The sequence below is a fragment of the Streptomyces sp. ITFR-16 genome, assembly GCF_031844705.1.
GTDB lineage: Bacteria > Actinomycetota > Actinomycetes > Streptomycetales > Streptomycetaceae > Streptomyces.
On sequence record NZ_CP134609.1, the window covers coordinates 572,757 to 589,185 of the forward strand.

The following is a 16,429-nucleotide window of genomic DNA, read 5'->3' on the forward strand; positions in this document are numbered from 1 at the left end:
CGGGCCGATACTGGAGTCGATGCAATGGTTCACCGCAGACGGGTACTGGCTCGGCCGGCTGGTCTTCCAGAAGGCGCTGGCCGTCATCTATCTGTTCGCCTTCCTCACCGCCGCGCTCCAGTTCCGGGCGCTGATCGGCACACGCGGCATGCTGCCGGTCCCCGCGCTCCTGCGGCGCACGGACTGGCGCACCGCCCCCGGGCTCTTCCGCCTGCACTACTCCGACCGCTTCTTCGCGCTGGTCGCCTGGACGGGCTGCGCACTCGCCGTCGCCCTGCTCGCGGGCGTGGACAACCGCGTCCCGCTCGGGGCGGCGATGGCGCTGTGGGCCCTGCCCTGGGCGCTGTACCTGTCGATCGTGCAGGTCGGCGGTGTCTGGTACGGCTTCGGCTGGGAGTCGCTGCTGCTGGAGACCGGGTTCCTCGCGGTCTTCCTCGGCAACGCGGACACCGCGCCGCCGGTGCTCGTGCTGTGGCTGCTGCGCTGGGCTCTGTTCCGGGTCGAGTTCGGCGCCGGGCTCATCAAGATCCGGGGTGACGCGTGCTGGCGCAAGCTCACGTGTCTGTACTTCCACCACGAGACCCAGCCGATGCCGGGGCCGCTGAGCTGGTTCTTCCACCGGCTCCCCCGGCCGCTGCACCGGGCCGAGGCCGCGGCCAACCACGTGACCCAACTCCTCGTCCCGCTCCTGCTCTTCACCCCGCAGCCGGTGGCGGGCGCGGCGGCCGCCCTGATGATCGTCACCCAGCTGTGGCTGGTGCTCTCGGGCAACTTCGCCTGGCTCAACTGGCTGACGATCGCGCTCGCCCTGCCCGCCCTGGACTGGTCCCTGGTCACCGAGGAGCGCGCCCGGCCCGGGGCGCCCGTCTGGTACGAGGCGGTGGTCCTCGCCGTCACCGCGCTGGTGCTGGTCCTCAGCTACCGCCCAGCCCGCAATCTGGTCTCCCGCCGGCAGGTGATGAACCGCTCCTTCGACCCGCTGCACCTGGTCAACACCTACGGCGCGTTCGGCAGCATCAGCCGGGTCCGGCTGGAGGTGGTGGTCGAGGGCACCGAGGAACGCCGCGTCCACCCGGGCACGGTGTGGAAGGAGTACGGCTTCCGGGGCAAGCCGGGCGATCCCCGGCGGCTGCCGCGCCAGTTCGCCCCGTACCATCTGCGGCTCGACTGGATGATGTGGTTCGCGGCGCTGTCGCCGGCGTACGCCCGCCCCTGGTTCGGCCCGTTCGTGGACCGGCTGCTGGCCAACGACCGCGACACCCTGCGGCTGCTGCGGCACAACCCGTTTCCCGACACCCCGCCCGCCCATGTCCGCGCCCGGGTGTTCCGCTACCGCTACACCACCTGGCACGAACTGCGGACCACCGGACGCTGGTGGGACCGCACCTTCGTGCGTGACTTCCTGCGCCCGACGAAGGCGTAGCTAGCGCCCGTCGCGGCGCGCCCGGAGCAGGGCGTGGATCTTCTCGACGAGCACGTCGTCGTCGGCCGGCGGCTTGCCGGAGACCAGGGCGCCCAGGCGCTCGGCCGTCCCGAAGTCGTACGCGCGCTCCTCGTCCTCGCCGGGGACCCGGCCGTACGCCCGGTCGGCGCGGAAGCCGACGGTCAGGTCCACGGCCTTGGCGATGAGCCAGGTGAGGATGAACGAGAAGGCGAGCACGGACAGGATCGCGACGAGCTGTTTGCCGAGCAGCCCCCAGCCGCCTCCGTAGAACAGGCCCTCCTTGCCGCTGATACGGGCGGTGGCGAACAGCCCGACCATGATCAGGCCGATGAGTCCGCCGACCCCGTGCACCCCGACCACGTCGAGCGTGTCGTCCACACCGAACCGGAACTTCAGGGTGATGGCGAAGGCGCACACCGCGCCGGTGACGAGACCGGTGACGACCGCGCCGAGCGTGTTGATCTCCCCGCAGGCCGGGGTGATGGCGACCATCCCGGCGACGGCGGACGAGACCACGCCCGTCGTGGTGACCCGGCCGGTGCGCCACTTCTCCACCAGCGGCCAGGTGACCATCGCGCCCGCCGCCCCGAGCTGGGTGTTGAGGAAGGCCGCCGCGGCGGCGCCCTGATCGGTCAGCGCGGAGCCGGAGTTGAAGCCGAACCAGCCGAACCACAGCAGCCCGACCCCGATCACCACGAGCGGGATGTTGTTGGGCCGCTCCTCGGTGCGCGCGAAGTCGCGCGGCGCGCGCAGCACGAGCGCGACGGCGAGGCCCGCGACCCCTGAGTTCAGCTCCACCGGCAGCCCCCCGGCGAAGTCGAGTGCGCCGAGGTGCCTGACGATCCAGCCGTCCGGGTCGAACACCCAGTGGGCGACGGGGATGTAGACGATCAGCAGCCACAGGACGACGAAGACGAGCCAGCCCCGCATCCGGGCCCGGTCGGCGATCGAGCCGCTGATCAGCGCCACCGTGATGATGGCGAAGCCCATCTGGAAGGTGCTGTAGATGTAGGTGGGGATGGCTCCGGTCAGCGTGTTCAGTTCGATCCCGCGCATGAAGACGTGGTCGAGGTTGCCGATCAGGCCCGCGCCGCCGACGTCGGGTCCGAACGCCAGCGTGTATCCGATGACCCACCAGACGAGCGTGCCGAAGGCCAGGGCGGCGAAGCTCATCTTGATCATCATGAGCACGTGCCGGGTGCGCACCATGCCGCCGTAGAAGAACGCGAGACCGGGCGTCATCAGCAGCACCATGGCGGTGGCGGCCAGCAGCCAGGCGGTGTCCCCGGAGTCGTACGCGGCCGGCATCGGCGCGGGAGCGGTGTTCATCGGCGGATACCTCGTGTGGGTGTGGGGGCGGGAGGGCTACGGCTTGCGCAGGTCGGGGGCCGGACGGCCGGTGAGCAGCAGCCGTGCGGCGTGCCAGGCGGCCCGGTGCGCCGCGGCCACCCGGATCGGGCTGTCGTCCAGCAGCCGCAGCCAGGCGCCGCAGTCGTGGGGCAGGACGCTCACCCCGTACAGGACGCCGAGCCCGGCGAGCGCCTCGTGCAGGGCGTCGGCGAGTGCGGCGGCCGGGACCCGGTCGGTGACGACGAAGAGCGAGGCGACATGGTCGTGCCCGGCGAACACCCCGGGGCCAAGGACGCCTTCGCCCTGTTCCCCGGGGGTGAGCCGCAGGGTGTCGAGGGCGAGCAGGGTGCCGTCGGGGCGGGTGACGCGCAGGTCGGTGGCGAGCACCCGGTAGGTGTGGCGTTCGCCCCGGGCGAGCCGTCCGGCGGTGAGGGTGTCACCGACCAGGACGGTCGCGCCGGGTGCGACCGTGACCTCGGTGCGCTGGTAGAAGCGGGCGTCCTCGAAGGGGATGAGCGGGTCCGGCAGATACTCGACGTAGCTCCCGGCCTCCGCCGTCAGATGCACCCGCTGGCTCGCGTAGTCGTGCTCCATCCGGAAGACCTTGGTGGCGGCCTGGGTGGTCAGATGGACCTGGGTGTCCGGGCCGCAGCGGAAGTCCATCCGGTAGCGGTCGGCCTGGGCGACGCCGCCGCCGGTCGCCATCAGGTACACATAGCTCATGCCGGGCAGTTCGGGGTCGATCCAGAGCGGCCGCATGATCTGCAGCGGGGTCTTCTGGTAGCGCCCGACGAGTTCGGTACGCCCGCCCCGCACGGCGAACGCGAGATCCAGGATGCCGACCTTGGCCGGGGAGCCGGGTGCCAGCGTGTCCGGTACGGAGGCCAGGGCGGCCACCTCCGGGGGGACGCGGACCGGGGTGTAGTACTCCTCGGCGAGCCGGTCGGGGCGCGGCCGCTGCGGGGCGGGCGTCATCTCAGATCAGCACCTTGCGGCGTGACTCGAGGTAGCCGGCGATGTCCTGGATGCCGACCCCGGTCAGACAGTCGGTCAGGACGACGGGACGGTTGTCGCGGACCCGGTGGGCGTCGGACTCCATGACGCCGATGTCGGTGCGGACGTACTGCGCGATGTCGATCTTGTTGATGACGAGCAGATCGGACTCGGTGATGCCGGGGCCGCGCTTGCGGGGCATCTTCTCGCCCTCGGCGGTGTCCAGCACGAAGAGGAAGAGGTCCACCAGGGCGGGGCTGAAGGTCAGGGTGAGGTTGTCGCCGCCGGACTCGTAGAGCAGCGTGTCGGTGTCCGGGAAGCGCTCCAGCATCTCGGCGCCGGCCGCCAGGTTCATCGTGGGGTCGTCGCGCACGGCGGTGTGCGGGCAGGCGCCCGTCTCGACGCCGACGACGCGCTCGGGCTCCAGGACCCCGGCCAGCGTGCGGCGGATGTGCTGGGCGTCCTCCTGGGTGTAGATGTCGTTGGTGATCACGGAGGGGCGGCGGCCGGCGGCGATCAGCACCGGTACCAGCGCCTCGATGAGGGCGGTCTTGCCGGATCCGACGGGTCCGCCGATGCCGACCCGAAGTACGTTGTCGTCCATGGTGCTCCCTGGGGTGTCGTGGAGTGGTGGTCAGCTGGCGAAGAGGCGGGCCTCGGCCCGTTCGTGACGGCCCGACATGAGGTCGGAGGCGAACACGGTGGCGCCGACGTCGTCGAGCTCCCGGCGCAGCGCCGCCTCGACGGCCTCCTCGATGACGGGGGCGGCGCCGCGCAGCAGGGTCTGGGTCGTCCGGTGGTCGGTCAGCCGCAGCCGCAGGGCCGCGCCCGCGAAGCTGACGCAGAACGCGAACAGGTCGGCGGCGACGGCCTGGCGGACCGGGACCCCGGTCGCCGCGTAGATGACCCCGGCGGCCACCGCCTGGGTGCCCGGAGTCTCCCGGCGTACGACCCGTCCGAAGTGGTCGGCGATCTCGGGGCGGCCGAAGACCTCCTGGCCGAGGTCCAGGAGCTGGCGGCCGGTCCGGGTCGCGGCCTGGCGCATCTCGCGGCCCAGCTTGGTGGCGAAGAGGTGCTCGTCGATCCGGACGACGGTGTCGGGATCGCCCGCCGCGGTCGCCCGGTGGGCGAGGGCGAGCGCGGTGGCGTCGGCGGGTCCGACACCGTGCAGCAGCAGGTCCTCCAGCAGCGCCGCGACCGTGCCGGGGCCGACGGCCCCGGCCTGCGCGAAGCCCTCCAGGCTGTGCGAGAGCGTGTAGAAGCCGCTCGGGAACGCCGAGTCGGTCAGCTGGAGGCTGACCAGCAGGGGTCCGAGGCCCGTCCCGGCGGCGGTCCCCGCAGGGGCCGGTTCGCCTGCGATGTCGCCCTCCTTGCGGTACATCGGCCCTAGACCAGGAAGTACAGGTGGTTGAGGGGCAGCGTCTCGGCCGGGTCGATGGTGGCGACCTTGCCGTTGAGCGTGACCTTGAACGTCTCCGGGTCGACCTGGATGTCCGGGAGGGCGTCGTTGCGGATCATGTTGTGCTTGCCGATGGTGCGGGTGCGGCGCACGGGCAGGATGTGGCGCTCCAGGCCCAGTTCCTCCGGCACCCCGGCGGCGATGCCCGCCTGGGACATGAAGGTGGCGTGGGTCGCCGGGAGCGCCTTGCCGTACTGGCCGAACATCGGCCGGTAGATCACCGGCTGCGGGGTCGGCAGCGAGGCGTTGGGGTCGCCCATCTGGGCCCAGGAGATGATCCCGCCCTTGATCACCATCTTCGGCTTGGCGGCGAAGGAGTGGATGGGCCACAGCACGATGTCGGCGAGCTTGCCCTTCTCGATCGAGCCCACGTGGTCGGAGATGCCCGAGGCGATGGCCGGGTTGATGGTGAGCTTGGCGAGGTAGCGCAGCACCCGCTGGTTGTCGTTGCGCGCCGAGTCGCCCTCCAGCGTGCCGAGTTTGTCCTTGCAGTGGTGCGCGGTCTGGAAGGCCCGGGTGACGGACTCCCCGATCCGGCCCATGGCCTGCGAGTCCGAGGAGAACATGCTGATGACACCGAGGTCGTGCAGCACCGACTCGGCGGCGATGGTCTCGGCCCGCACCCGGCTGTCGGCGAAGGACACGTCCTCGGGGATGTCGTGGCTGAGGTGGTGGCAGACCATGACCATGTCCAGGAGCTCGTCCACCGAGTTCTTGGTGTAGGGCAGGGTCGGGTTGGTGGACGACGGCAGGATGTTGGGCTCGCCGGCGACGCGCAGGATGTCGGGGGCGTGGCCGCCGCCCGCGCCCTCGCTGTGGAAGGTGTGGATGGCCCGGCCGTCGATCGCGGAGCGGGTGTCCTCGAAGAACCCGCCCTCGTTCAGGCTGTCGGTGTGGATGGAGACCTGGACGTCGTGCGCGTCGGCGACGTTGAGCGCGTTGTCGATGACGGCGGGGGTCGAGCCCCAGTCCTCGTGCACCTTGAGCCCGCAGGCGCCCGCCACGACCTGCTCGTTGAGCGCCTCCGGCAGGCTGCCGTTGCCCTTGCCCATGATGCCGAGGTTGACCGGGAAGGCCTCGGCCGCCTGGAGGAGCCTGGCGATGTTGTACGGGCCGGGGGTGCAGGTGGTCCCGTTGGAGCCGTCCGTGGGCCCGGTGCCGCCGCCGATGAGGGTGGTGATGCCGTTGGTGAGGGCCTGTTCGGCCTGTTGCGGGGAGATCAGGTGGACATGGGTGTCGATGGCACCCGCCGTGGCGATGAGGTGCTCCCCCGCGATGGCCTCCGTACCGGGTCCGATGACCAGGTTCGGATCGACGTTGTTCTGTGTCTGCGGGTTGCCGGACTTGCCGATGCCGACGATGAAGCCGTCCTTGATGCCGATGTCGCACTTGACGACGCCCACCATGGGGTCGATGACCACCACGTTGGTGATGACGGTGTCCAGCGCGCCCTGGGCGGAGGTGGCCTGCGGGTCGGCGGCCATGCCGTCCCGCATCGTCTTGCCGCCGCCGTAGACGACCTCGTCGCCGTACAGGCCCTCGCTGTAGTCCTTTTCGACCTCGACGAGGAGATTGGTGTCGGCGAGGTAGAAGCGGTCGCCGACCGTCGGGCCGAACATGTCTGTGTACTGCTTGCGGGGCAGGATGGGCATCAGCGCGAACCCTTCTTCTTTTCCTTGGTGGCCTTGGCAGGCTTGGCGGGTTTGGCGTCCTTGGCGCTCCTGGCCCCGCCCCCGGCCGCCCCGGCGCCCTTGGCGTCGGGGGCGTTCTGCGCGCCCTGGAAGCCGCGCTCGATGGCCCTGCGGACGGCTTCGACGCGTGCGGGATGGGAGGCGAGGCTGCCGTTGAGCAGCCCGCTGAAGCCGGTGAGCCGGCCGGTCCCGGCGTACGCGCACAGCTCGACCTCGCGCGAACCGCCGGGCTCGAACCGCACGGACGTCCCGGCGGCGATGTTGAGGTGCATCCCGAGCGTCTCCTGGCGGTCGAACGACAGCGCCGAGTTGACCTCGAAGAAGTGGTAGTGCGATCCGACCTGCACGGCCCGGTCGCCGGTGTTGCTCACGGTGACCTTCAGGGTGCGGCGGCCCGCGTTGAGCTCGATGGGGCCCTTGCCGTACAGATATTTCTGACGGAACGTCATGCGATGCTCCTGATGGCTCGGTCCGCTCCATCGGCGGACGGGTGGCGGTGCGTGTGCGCGGGGCCGTGCCCGTGGTGGTGGCCGGTGGCGTGGTCGTGGCCCTCGCCCGGCGGGTGGGTGTGCGCGTGGCCGTGGTGGTCGGCCGCGCCCAGCCCGGCCGTGACGCCGTCGTCGCCGTGCGCGCTCCAGCGCTGCCGGGCGCCGGCCACCCGCTCGGCCAGGACCCGGCGCAGGGCGGCGGCGGGCAGCAGCGGGCCCGCGGAGCCGGTCCCCGGCGAAGACCCGTCCGCCGGTTCCGCCGGTTCCGCCGGTTCCGCCGGGGCGAACGCGGCCGACAGCAGCGCCACGCGCTCCGCGCCGAGCAGACGGCAGCGGCGGATGCCCTCGGCCACATCCGGTTCGCCGCCGGTGAACGCCACCTCGACCGGGCCGCGCCGGCCGTAACGGCGCACGAGCGCGGCGATCCGGTACAGCTCGGCGTCCTCGAACGGGTCGCCGGACGGGGCCGTGACCAGCAGGGCGGACCCGGCGGCCACCCGCCCCGCGGCGGCGCGCAGCCAGCCCACGAGGTGCTGGGCGGTGCCGAACGGCTCGGCGAGCAGGGTGGCGCCGGGGCGGGCGCCGGGGACCGCGCGCAGGGTGCGGGCGGCGTCCGCGACGAGCCCGGGGTCGCGGCCGAGCGTCATCGGGACGACCACGCACTCCTCGCCCCGGCGCCGGTGGGCCGCGATGCTCCGGAACAGGGCGCGCCCGTTGGGCACGACGCTCACCCCGGGGTCCACGAGTCCGTCCAGCGCCCGCCCGTACGCGGCCTCGTGGCCGCACACGGCGATGACGGCGGATCCGGCCACGGATCAGCCGCCGATGGGGTCGTGACAGGACACCAGCTTGGTCCCGTCGACGAAGGACGCCTCGACCTGGAGCAGGCCCAGCATCTCCCGTACCCCGGGCATGGTGTCCGCCTCGCCCACGACATGGCGGCCCAGCTCCATGCAGTCCGCGACGCTCTTCCCGTCACGGGCCGCCTCGAGGATCGCCTCGGTGATCAGCGCGACCGACTCGCTGTAGTTGAGCTTGAGGCCGCGTCCCTGGCGCTTGCGGGCCAGGTCGGCCACCACGTACACCAGCAGCTTGTCGATCTCGCGGGGGGCGAGGTTCATCGTGGGTACCTTCCTGAGGGTGTGTCGGGGGCGGGGTCACTCGCTCCGGCGCAGGCGGGGCAGCAGGGGAACGGCCGCCAGCAGCGTCCAGGTGGTGAGGATGAACGGCCAGGTGAAGGTGTGGCCGCCGAACGGCTTGAAGAAGGAGGTCAGCGAGGCGGTGAGGCCGGTGCTGACCGCCGCCCCGAACAGGGCGTAGACCCCCGTCCAGACGGTGTCGGCCATGAAGACGGCACCGATGGCGATGGCCACGAGCACCGCGTTGTAGCCGTAGATGCCGTTGGCGATCAGGTCGGTCGGCGCGCCCAGTGCCCAGGCGGCGACGATCCCGGCGACACTGCCGGCGGCTGCGTAGAGCACCACGCGCGGCCCGGCGAAGGCGAGGCCGATGAGCATGATCAGGCCGACGTACCAGCTCTCGACCAGGAAGACCTGCGAGACGTTGTTGAAGAACGCGTGCCACAGGTCGTGCCACGACAGTCCGGTGTCACCGCGCGTGGTACTGGCGACAGCGGCCGGGGCGCCGTGCCAGATCCGGTCGAAGGACGGGGCGCCCAGCACCATCACCCCGGAGACCAGGCAGAACGGGGCCGTCATCGGCGTGAGCCCGTACGGGGCGAGGAGGGTGCCGAGGGCCGCCATCAGAAGGGTGCACATGACGGCGCCGACGACGGTCAGGACATACGTGGAGGCGTGGTGGCCGAGCGAGGAGACGAGGGCGATGCCGGTCAGACAGCCCGCGAACCCCTGGAGGCCGAGCGCGATGCTTCCCCGGTCGACGGCCAGTGCGTAGGCGGTCGCGGTGGCGATGAGCGTGCCGAGCGTGGCGAACAGCCCCGTCTCCCAGCCGGCCGCCCAGAGCCCGGCGAGGATGAACGCGCCGGTCGGCAGGGCCGACTGGAAGTCGACCTGCCCGACGCCCCGCAGGGAGGCCAGGAGGTACGCGGACGGCTGGCGGCTCTCCAGCCGCCGGACGATCTCCGGCTCGGCGAGGGGCAAGGCGGTCTCCAGCGACTCGGCAGATGAGATGCCGCTTCGCGGGGACGAGCGCGGCGATGGCCTACACATGCCATCAAGCCACGCAAAAGTGCCATTGTCGCGCTGAGTTGGATCCGAGTAGCCCACTCGGGTACAGGGCCCGCGCGTCCCGCACGCAGGGGCCGGGGAGAGCACCGGCGCCGCCCGCTACGGCGCCGGCGGGGGTGACATGACCCGGCTCCGGCCCCTCCCCCTTCGGGGCGGAACCGGAGCCGGGTGAAGCACTCAGCCGTGACTCGGTCGACCGTGGCTCAGTCGATGCCGGGCAGGATGTGCGGCTCGGCGAGGTCGTCCTCGTAGCCCGCCAGCCGGATCGGGGCGGACCTGGCCCAGACATCGATGTTCTGGAGCTTCTCGGGTCCGGGGGCAGGCTTTCCGCGCCGTTCGGCCGGCCGTTCGTCGTGCTTCGTCAGTTCTGGTGTCGTCACCGCGCACTCCTTTGTGTCGCAAAGCCCCGGGCGTCGCCGACGCCCCGGCCTCATTACCGGGAATCAGCTGCCCGTGCGGGGCAGGGGCAGGAACAGTTCGGTCGCGGTGGCGCCGGGTACGGGGCGGGACGGCGACTTGGTTGACAAGCCTGTCCCAGGACGGTCGAGGAAGGTTCGTGGACTCCTCGATGACGTCCGTTCACATCAGAGTAACCAAATGAGCGCATCCGTGCTCGATGGAACGTGTGCCATGGGTCACTTTCAGCCACCACATACCGAAAGGACCCGGCCAGAATCGATTTCCGGCCGGGTCCTCGGGGGCGCACGGACGCAGGGCGTCCGGGTGACTACCAGTTGGCGGGCGCGTAGTCCTTCAGGAAGCAGCCGTACAGCGCCTCGCCCGCCTCGCCGCGCACGATCGGGTCGTAGACCCGGGCGGCTCCGTCGACCAGGTCGAGCGGGGCGTGGAAGCCTTCCTCGGCCAGCCGCATCTTGTCGGGGTGCGGGCGCTCGTCGGTGATCCACCCGGTGTCCACGGCGGTCATCAGGATGCCGTCCTTCTCGAACATCTCCTGGGCGCTGGTGCGGGTCAGCATGTTCAGCGCGGCCTTGGCCATGTTGGTGTGCGGGTGGCCCGCGCCCTTGTAGCCCCGGCCGAACACGCCCTCCATCGCGGAGACGTTGACCACGTAGGAGTGCTTGGCCGCGGTCGCCGCCATCGCCGGACGGAGCCGGCTGATGAGGATGAACGGGGCCGTGGAATTGCAGAGCTGGACCTCGAGGAGCTCGATCGGCTCGACCTCGTCGACTGTCTGGATCCAGCTGTTGGTGTGATGCAGGTCGGGGACGAGCCCGCCCGCGTCGATCGCGGTGCCGGCGGCGATGCGCGCCGGGGAGGCGGAACCGGTGACCAGCGCCAGTTCGGTGACCTCCTGCGCGCTCAGCCCCTCCCTGCGGGCGGCGGGCAGGGCCGCGACCCGGTCCACGCTGCCGCTGCCGAAGGTGCCGATCACCTCGGCGGCCGGCAGCTCGCCGGCGGGCAGCGGGGCGGACTCGGCGACGACCAGTTCGCTGTACGCCTGGGGCGAGCGGCGGACGGTCTGCGCCGCGTTGTTGATCAGGATGTCCAGCGGGCCCTCGGCGGCCACCGAGTCGGCCAGCGCGACGACCTGGGCCGGGTCGCGCAGATCGATGCCGACGATCTTCAGCCGGTGGATCCACTCGTCGCTGTCCGGCATCGCCTTGAAACGGCGGATCGCGTCGTTGGGGAAGCGGGTCGTGATCGTGGTGTGCGCGCCGTCACGCAGCAGCCGCAGCGCGATGTACATCCCGATCTTGGCGCGGCCGCCGGTGAGCAGCGCGCGGCGGCCGGTGAGGTCGGTGCGGGCGTCGCGGCGGGCGCGGTTCTCCCGGGCGCACTCCTGGCAGAGCTGGTGGTAGAACGCGTCGACCTCGACGTACCGCGTCTTGCAGATGTAGCAGGACCGGGGCCGCTGGAGGACGCCCGCGATCTCGGCGGTGGCGGAGGAGGACGGCAGGACGCCCTGGGTCTCGTCGTCGATGCGCTCGGCGGAACCGGTCGCGGTGGCCTCGGTCACGGCCTTGTCGTGCGCGGTCTTGGCGGCCCGGCGCTCCTGGCGGCGGCGCTGCTTCACGGTCCGGTAGATCCCGGCGGTGGCACGGCGCACCGCGACGGCGTCCGGGTGGTCGACCTCGATGGTGTCGAGTTCGTCGAGCACGCTCAGGCAGACGGCCAGCCGCTCCGGGTCGATGCCGGGGCCGAACTCCTCGACTCCGGGCACGAGCTCGGGGCCGTCCTGTGTCACCGTCATTGCCGTTCCTCTGTGTACTCGTCCGCCGGACTCTCTCGGCGCGAACGCCCCGGTCAAGTTTGCCATGATTCGCGCGCTGCTCCATTCGGGTGCGCCGGGGGCGGAAAAAAACTTCGCACCTCTTGGGCATGAGCTCGCGGATACGGGGCAAGCGACTGCAGACGCACTTGGCAACTGGAGGGGCGACATCATCATGGCGACCACGACGGAGCAGACCGCCGGAGTCCTCGGCGACACGCGCACGCTTTCCGACGGGACCGGCGCGCTCAGCGGCGCCGGGACCGCTGAGCTGCCGTGGATCGAGGACACCGGCAAGGTGGCCCCGAAGGACGCACGTGCTCTGTCGAAGCTGTTCCTCGACCGGCTGCAGACCCTCGAAGAGGGCACGCACGAGTACCAGTACGCGCGCAACACCCTCATCGAGATGAATCTCTCGCTCGTGCGGTACGCCGCCTCGCGCTTCCGCAACCGCGGCGGTGACGACACCGAGGACATCATCCAGGTCGGCACCATCGGTCTGATCAAGGCCATCGACCGCTTCGACCTCTCGCGCGACGTCGAGTTCGCCACGTTCGCCGTCCCCTACATCGTGGGCGAGATCAAGCGCTTCTTCCGCGACACCACGTGGGCCGTGCACGTCCCGCGCCGGCTCCAGGAGCTGCGGGTCGATCTGGCCAAGGCGAAGGAGCAGCTCTCCGCCGAGCTCGACCGCGACCCCACGGTCAAGGAGCTCGCCGCCCACCTCGACCTCCCCGAGGAAGAGATCATCGAGGGCCTCGTCGCGGCCAACGGGTATTCGGCCGGTTCGCTGGACACCCCCTCCGCCGAGACCGACTCCGGCAACGACCAGCGGTCGTACGCCGATGTGATCGGCGACGCCGACCCCGGCATGGAGACGGTGGAGAACCTGCACACCCTGGCGCCCCTGCTGGAGCAGCTGGACGAGCGTGAGCGCCGGATCGTCCAGATGCGTTTCGGCCAGGAGATGACGCAGTCCCAGATCGGTGCCGAACTCGGCGTTTCCCAGATGCATGTGTCCCGTCTGCTGGCCCGCATCGTGAAGCGGCTGCGGGAAGGGATGTCCGTCGAGGCCTGATCTCGCCGCCTCCCCCGCATCGAACGACGCCCGACCGCAAAGCGGCGGGCGTCGTTCACATATGCTGCGGGGCAACGGCGGGCCGCCCGAGCGGCGGCAACGAGAGGTGAAGCGTGGCTGAGATGCGCACCGGCGCCCCGGTCAGACCCCCGGCCCCGGCCTCCGTGCCGGCCCAGGCGGTCTCCGAAGCGGCCGGACTGCGTTCCGTCTGGGATGTGAACGCCGCCATTCTGCTCGTCGAGGACGACGCGGGGGACGCGCTGCTCGTCGAGGAGATGCTCGCCGACGGTGAGCTGGACTCGGCGCTGACCTGGTGCAAGACCCTGTCCGAGGCGCTGACGTTCCTGCGCGCGCACCGGACGCCCGTCTGTGTGCTGCTCGATCTGCACCTGCCCGATGTGCACGGCCTGCGGGCCGTGACCCAGATCGTCGAGTCGACCCCGGACGCCGCCATCGTGGTCCTGACCGGTCTGGCGGAGGCCGACGCGGGACTGGAGGCGGTGGCCACCGGCGCCCAGGACTATCTGGTCAAGGGGCGGCTGGACCCGCAGGCCCTGTCCCGCGCGATCCGCTACTCCCTCCAGCGCAAGCAGGTCGAGCGCGCGGCGGCCGCCCTGCGCGCCAACCAGCTGATGGCCCAGGAGAACGCCCGGCTGGAGCGCGGGCTGCTGCCCGTGCCGCTGCTGAACGACGACGCGTTCGAGGCCGTCGCCCGCTACGAACCGGGCCGCGCCCACGGCCTGCTGAGCGGTGACTTCTACGACGTGGTCCAGACGGCCGACGGCACGGTGCACGCGGTCATCGGTGATGTGTCGGGCCACGGGGCGGCGGAGGCGGCGCTCGGGGTGTGCCTGCGGGTCGCCTGGCGTACGGCCGTGCTGTGCGGGACCGATCCGCTGGAGCAGCTCGCCCTGCTGGAGGCGATCCTGGTCGCCGAGCGCTCCGACCCCCATGTCTTCGCGACCGTCACCACCCTCGTCTTCCCGCCCGGCGGGGACCGGGTCGGCGTCGTCAGGGCGGGCCACCCCGGCCTCCTGCTGCGCCAGGGCACGGGCGTCGAGTGGGTGGAGCCCGAGGGCGGCATCGCGCTGGGGCTGCTGCCCGGGCACGGCCAGTGGGCGAGCACCGAGCTGGCGCTCGCCCCGGGCGCCGGGCTCGTCCTGTTCACCGACGGACTCTTCGAGGGCCGCACCGGCCCGGACACACGGCTCGGAGAGGAAGGGCTGCTCGGCATGGCCCGCGAGAAGGCGGCCCTCGCCGCCCGCCCCTTCATCGACGCACTGGTCGCGGGCGCCGCGGGGGCGGCCGCCCCCTACGGCGGGCTCGCGGACGACGTGGCCGTCCTGCACCTAGCCTGGAGAAGGACGCCTCATGAGTGACGACACCCCGGACGACACCCCGATACGGCGTGGCCGGATCTCCCGCCTGTCCGTCCAGAACTGGGTCCATCTGATCCTGGGCGGCTTCGTCCTCGTCGTCTGCGCCTGCCTGGTCGTCGGCGGTCTGGTGCTGGCCCGGATATCCGACCGGACCACCGAGCTGGTGGACCGTATCCAGCCCGCCCGCTCCGCCTCCTTCCAGCTGCAGAACGCGCTGCTCGACCAGGAGACGGGCGTCCGGGGCTACGCCCTGACCGGCGACCTCTCCTTCCTCCAACCCTACGACGAGGGCAAGCGCGCCGAGCGGGACCGGCTGGCCCGGGTGCGCTCGGCGATGGGCGACGTCCAGCCGTACGCCCGCGATCTCGACCGGATCGCCACCGCCTCCGCCGAGTGGCGCAGGGTCCACGCGGACCCGCTGATCGCCGCCGTCCGCCGCGACGGCCCGGCCGGCCGCTCCGCCGTCAGGACCGGCGAGAGCAAGGCCGCCTTCGACACCCTGCGGCGGCTGTACGGGACGCAGCAGGCCCATCTGGACACCGCCAGGGACCGGGCCCGCGCCCAGCTCAACGACGCACGCGACACACGCGACCGGGTCCTGATCGCCCTGGTGATCGTGTTCGTGGTGTGTGTGGTCTCCCTCAGTCTGCTGCTGCACCGGATGGTGGGACGGCCGCTCACCACCCTGGCCGACGCCTCGCTCCGGGTCCGGGCCGGCGCCTTCCGCCGCCGGATCCAGGTCGGCGGTCCGTCCGACGTACGGGCGATGGCCGCCGCGGTCGAGGACATGCGGCGCCGGCTGGTCGAGGAACTGGACGCGGCGCAGGAGCGGGAGGAGCTGCTCGCCCAGCAGACCGAGGAGCTGCGCCGGTCCAACTCGGAGCTGGAGCAGTTCGCCTATGTCGCCTCACACGACCTCCAGGAGCCGCTGCGCAAGGTGGCCTCGTTCTGCCAGCTGCTGGAGAAGCGGTACGGCACCGAGCTGGACGCGCGCGGCAAGCAGTACATCGACTTCGCGGTGGACGGCGCCAAGCGCATGCAGGTGCTGATCAACGACCTGCTCACGTTCTCCCGGGTCGGCCGGGTCCACGACAGCTGGACCTCCGTCGATCTGGACCGGGCGCTGGACCGGGCGCTGGCCAACCTGGCGCTGGTCGTCGAGGAGTCGGGCACCACGATCGTCCGTGAGGACCCGCTGCCCGAGGTGACCGGGGACCCGACGACGCTCGCGATGATCTGGCAGAACCTCATCGGCAACGCCGTGAAGTTCCGCGACCCGGAGGAGCCGTGCGTGATCACGGTCGGCTGCGTGCGGGAGGACAACAGCTGGCACTTCACCGTCACGGACAACGGCATCGGGATCGCGCCCGAGTTCGCGGAGAAGGTCTTCGTCATCTTCCAGCGGCTGCACGCCCGTGACGAGTACGACGGGACGGGGATCGGCCTCGCCCTGTGCCGCAAGATCATCGAGTTCCACGGCGGCCGGATCTGGCTGGATCCCGAATCCCGCCGGGGCGCCCGGATCCACTTCTCCCTGCCCGCCGAGGCCGAGGCCCCGGCGGCGCCCACCGACACCGCACCCCCCGCCGAGATCTCCGGAGACGCCGCGTGAACACCCCTGTGCAGCCCATCGAGGTCCTTCTCGTCGAGGACGACCCGGGCGACGAGCTGATGACGCGCGAGGCGTTCCAGGACAACAAGATCCGCAACAACCTCCATGTGGCCCGCGACGGCGAGGAGGCGCTCGACTTCCTCTACCGCCGCGGCGCCCACAGCGGTGCGCCCCGCCCGGACCTGATCCTGCTGGACCTGAACCTGCCCAAGTACGACGGCCGCCAGGTGCTGGAGCAGATCAAGCAGGACCCGGAGCTCGCGCTGATCCCCGTGGTCGTCCTGACGACGTCCTCCGCCGAGGAGGACATCCTGCGCAGCTACAAACTCCACGCCAACGCCTATGTCACCAAGCCGGTCGACCTCGACCAGTTCATCGCGGCGGTGCGCCAGATCGACGACTTCTTCGTGACCGTGGTGCGGCTTCCCGGACGCGCGTAATATCTGCTGACAATGCTTGGGAGTGGGATCTCCCGACGCGGGTACACGATCAGCGAGA

Annotated in this window: 16 protein-coding genes; 5 read left to right on the forward strand and 11 right to left on the reverse strand. The window is 71.3% G+C overall.

Annotated features, from left to right (window positions below; translation table 11 throughout):
• Positions 1–19 precede the first annotated feature (19 nt).
• Positions 20–1,423 carry a lipase maturation factor family protein gene (locus tag RLT58_RS02670; protein WP_311308733.1) on the forward strand — a complete coding sequence of 468 codons (1,404 nt, stop codon included), beginning with the start codon at positions 20–22 and terminating at the stop codon, positions 1,421–1,423.
• On the opposite strand, the gene RLT58_RS02675 is transcribed toward RLT58_RS02670, so the two are convergent.
• From RLT58_RS02675 to RLT58_RS02725, 11 genes are all read right to left on the reverse strand, one after another.
• The gene (locus RLT58_RS02675; RefSeq protein WP_311308734.1) at positions 1,424–2,773 is read right to left on the reverse strand and encodes an ammonium transporter; all 1,350 of its coding nucleotides are present in this window, start codon (positions 2,771–2,773) and stop codon (positions 1,424–1,426) included. It lies immediately after the preceding gene.
• Between the two features lie 36 nt (positions 2,774–2,809).
• Positions 2,810–3,769 (reverse strand): urease accessory protein UreD, encoded by a 960-nt coding sequence (locus RLT58_RS02680; RefSeq protein WP_311308735.1) that lies wholly within the window; start codon positions 3,767–3,769, stop codon positions 2,810–2,812.
• Position 3,770: 1 nt separating this feature from the next.
• Positions 3,771–4,391, reverse strand: a complete 621-nt coding sequence (gene ureG, locus RLT58_RS02685; protein WP_311308736.1) for an urease accessory protein UreG — start codon at positions 4,389–4,391, stop codon at positions 3,771–3,773.
• 30 nt (positions 4,392–4,421) lie between these two features.
• Positions 4,422–5,168: an urease accessory protein UreF gene (locus RLT58_RS02690; RefSeq protein WP_311308737.1), complete on the reverse strand. Its 747-nt coding sequence runs from the start codon at positions 5,166–5,168 to the stop codon at positions 4,422–4,424.
• Between the two features lie 5 nt (positions 5,169–5,173).
• Entirely contained in the window at positions 5,174–6,898 is a 1,725-nt protein-coding gene (gene ureC, locus RLT58_RS02695) for an urease subunit alpha (protein WP_311308738.1), read from the reverse strand.
• Positions 6,898–7,386 carry an urease subunit beta gene (locus tag RLT58_RS02700; protein ID WP_311308739.1) on the reverse strand — a complete coding sequence of 163 codons (489 nt, stop codon included), beginning with the start codon at positions 7,384–7,386 and terminating at the stop codon, positions 6,898–6,900. Before RLT58_RS02700 ends, ureC begins: the two co-directional genes overlap by 1 nt.
• Positions 7,383–8,237 (reverse strand): sirohydrochlorin chelatase, encoded by an 855-nt coding sequence (locus RLT58_RS02705; RefSeq protein WP_311308740.1) that lies wholly within the window; start codon positions 8,235–8,237, stop codon positions 7,383–7,385. Before RLT58_RS02705 ends, RLT58_RS02700 begins: the two co-directional genes overlap by 4 nt.
• A 3-nt stretch (positions 8,238–8,240) precedes the next feature.
• Positions 8,241–8,546 (reverse strand): urease subunit gamma, encoded by a 306-nt coding sequence (locus RLT58_RS02710; protein ID WP_311308741.1) that lies wholly within the window; start codon positions 8,544–8,546, stop codon positions 8,241–8,243.
• A 36-nt stretch (positions 8,547–8,582) separates the two neighbouring features.
• A complete protein-coding gene (locus RLT58_RS02715; RefSeq protein WP_311308742.1) occupies positions 8,583–9,545 on the reverse strand; it encodes an urea transporter in 963 nt (320 codons plus the stop codon).
• A gap of 290 nt (positions 9,546–9,835) precedes the next feature.
• Entirely contained in the window at positions 9,836–10,012 is a 177-nt protein-coding gene (locus RLT58_RS02720) for a hypothetical protein (protein WP_311308743.1), read from the reverse strand.
• Positions 10,013–10,359: 347 nt separating this feature from the next.
• Complete coding sequence (locus tag RLT58_RS02725; RefSeq protein ID WP_311308744.1) at positions 10,360–11,844, reverse strand: SDR family NAD(P)-dependent oxidoreductase; 1,485 nt, start codon at positions 11,842–11,844, stop codon at positions 10,360–10,362.
• A gap of 193 nt (positions 11,845–12,037) precedes the next feature.
• Here RLT58_RS02725 and RLT58_RS02730 point away from each other — a divergent pair, with 193 nt between their 5' ends.
• The 4 genes from RLT58_RS02730 to RLT58_RS02745 all read left to right on the forward strand — a co-directional run bounded on the left by RLT58_RS02730 (position 12,038) and on the right by RLT58_RS02745 (position 16,371).
• The gene (locus RLT58_RS02730) at positions 12,038–12,940 is read left to right on the forward strand and encodes an RNA polymerase sigma factor SigF (RefSeq protein ID WP_311308745.1); all 903 of its coding nucleotides are present in this window, start codon (positions 12,038–12,040) and stop codon (positions 12,938–12,940) included.
• A gap of 122 nt (positions 12,941–13,062) precedes the next feature.
• A complete protein-coding gene (locus tag RLT58_RS02735; protein ID WP_311314397.1) occupies positions 13,063–14,319 on the forward strand; it encodes a PP2C family protein-serine/threonine phosphatase in 1,257 nt (418 codons plus the stop codon).
• On the forward strand, positions 14,312–15,931 hold the full coding sequence (locus RLT58_RS02740; RefSeq protein WP_311308746.1) for a sensor histidine kinase: 1,620 nt from the start codon (positions 14,312–14,314) through the stop codon (positions 15,929–15,931). The genes RLT58_RS02735 and RLT58_RS02740 overlap by 8 nt, the downstream gene beginning before the upstream one ends.
• Complete coding sequence (locus RLT58_RS02745) at positions 15,928–16,371, forward strand: response regulator (protein ID WP_311308747.1); 444 nt, start codon at positions 15,928–15,930, stop codon at positions 16,369–16,371. Before RLT58_RS02740 ends, RLT58_RS02745 begins: the two co-directional genes overlap by 4 nt.
• The last annotated feature ends 58 nt before the right edge of the window (positions 16,372–16,429 follow it).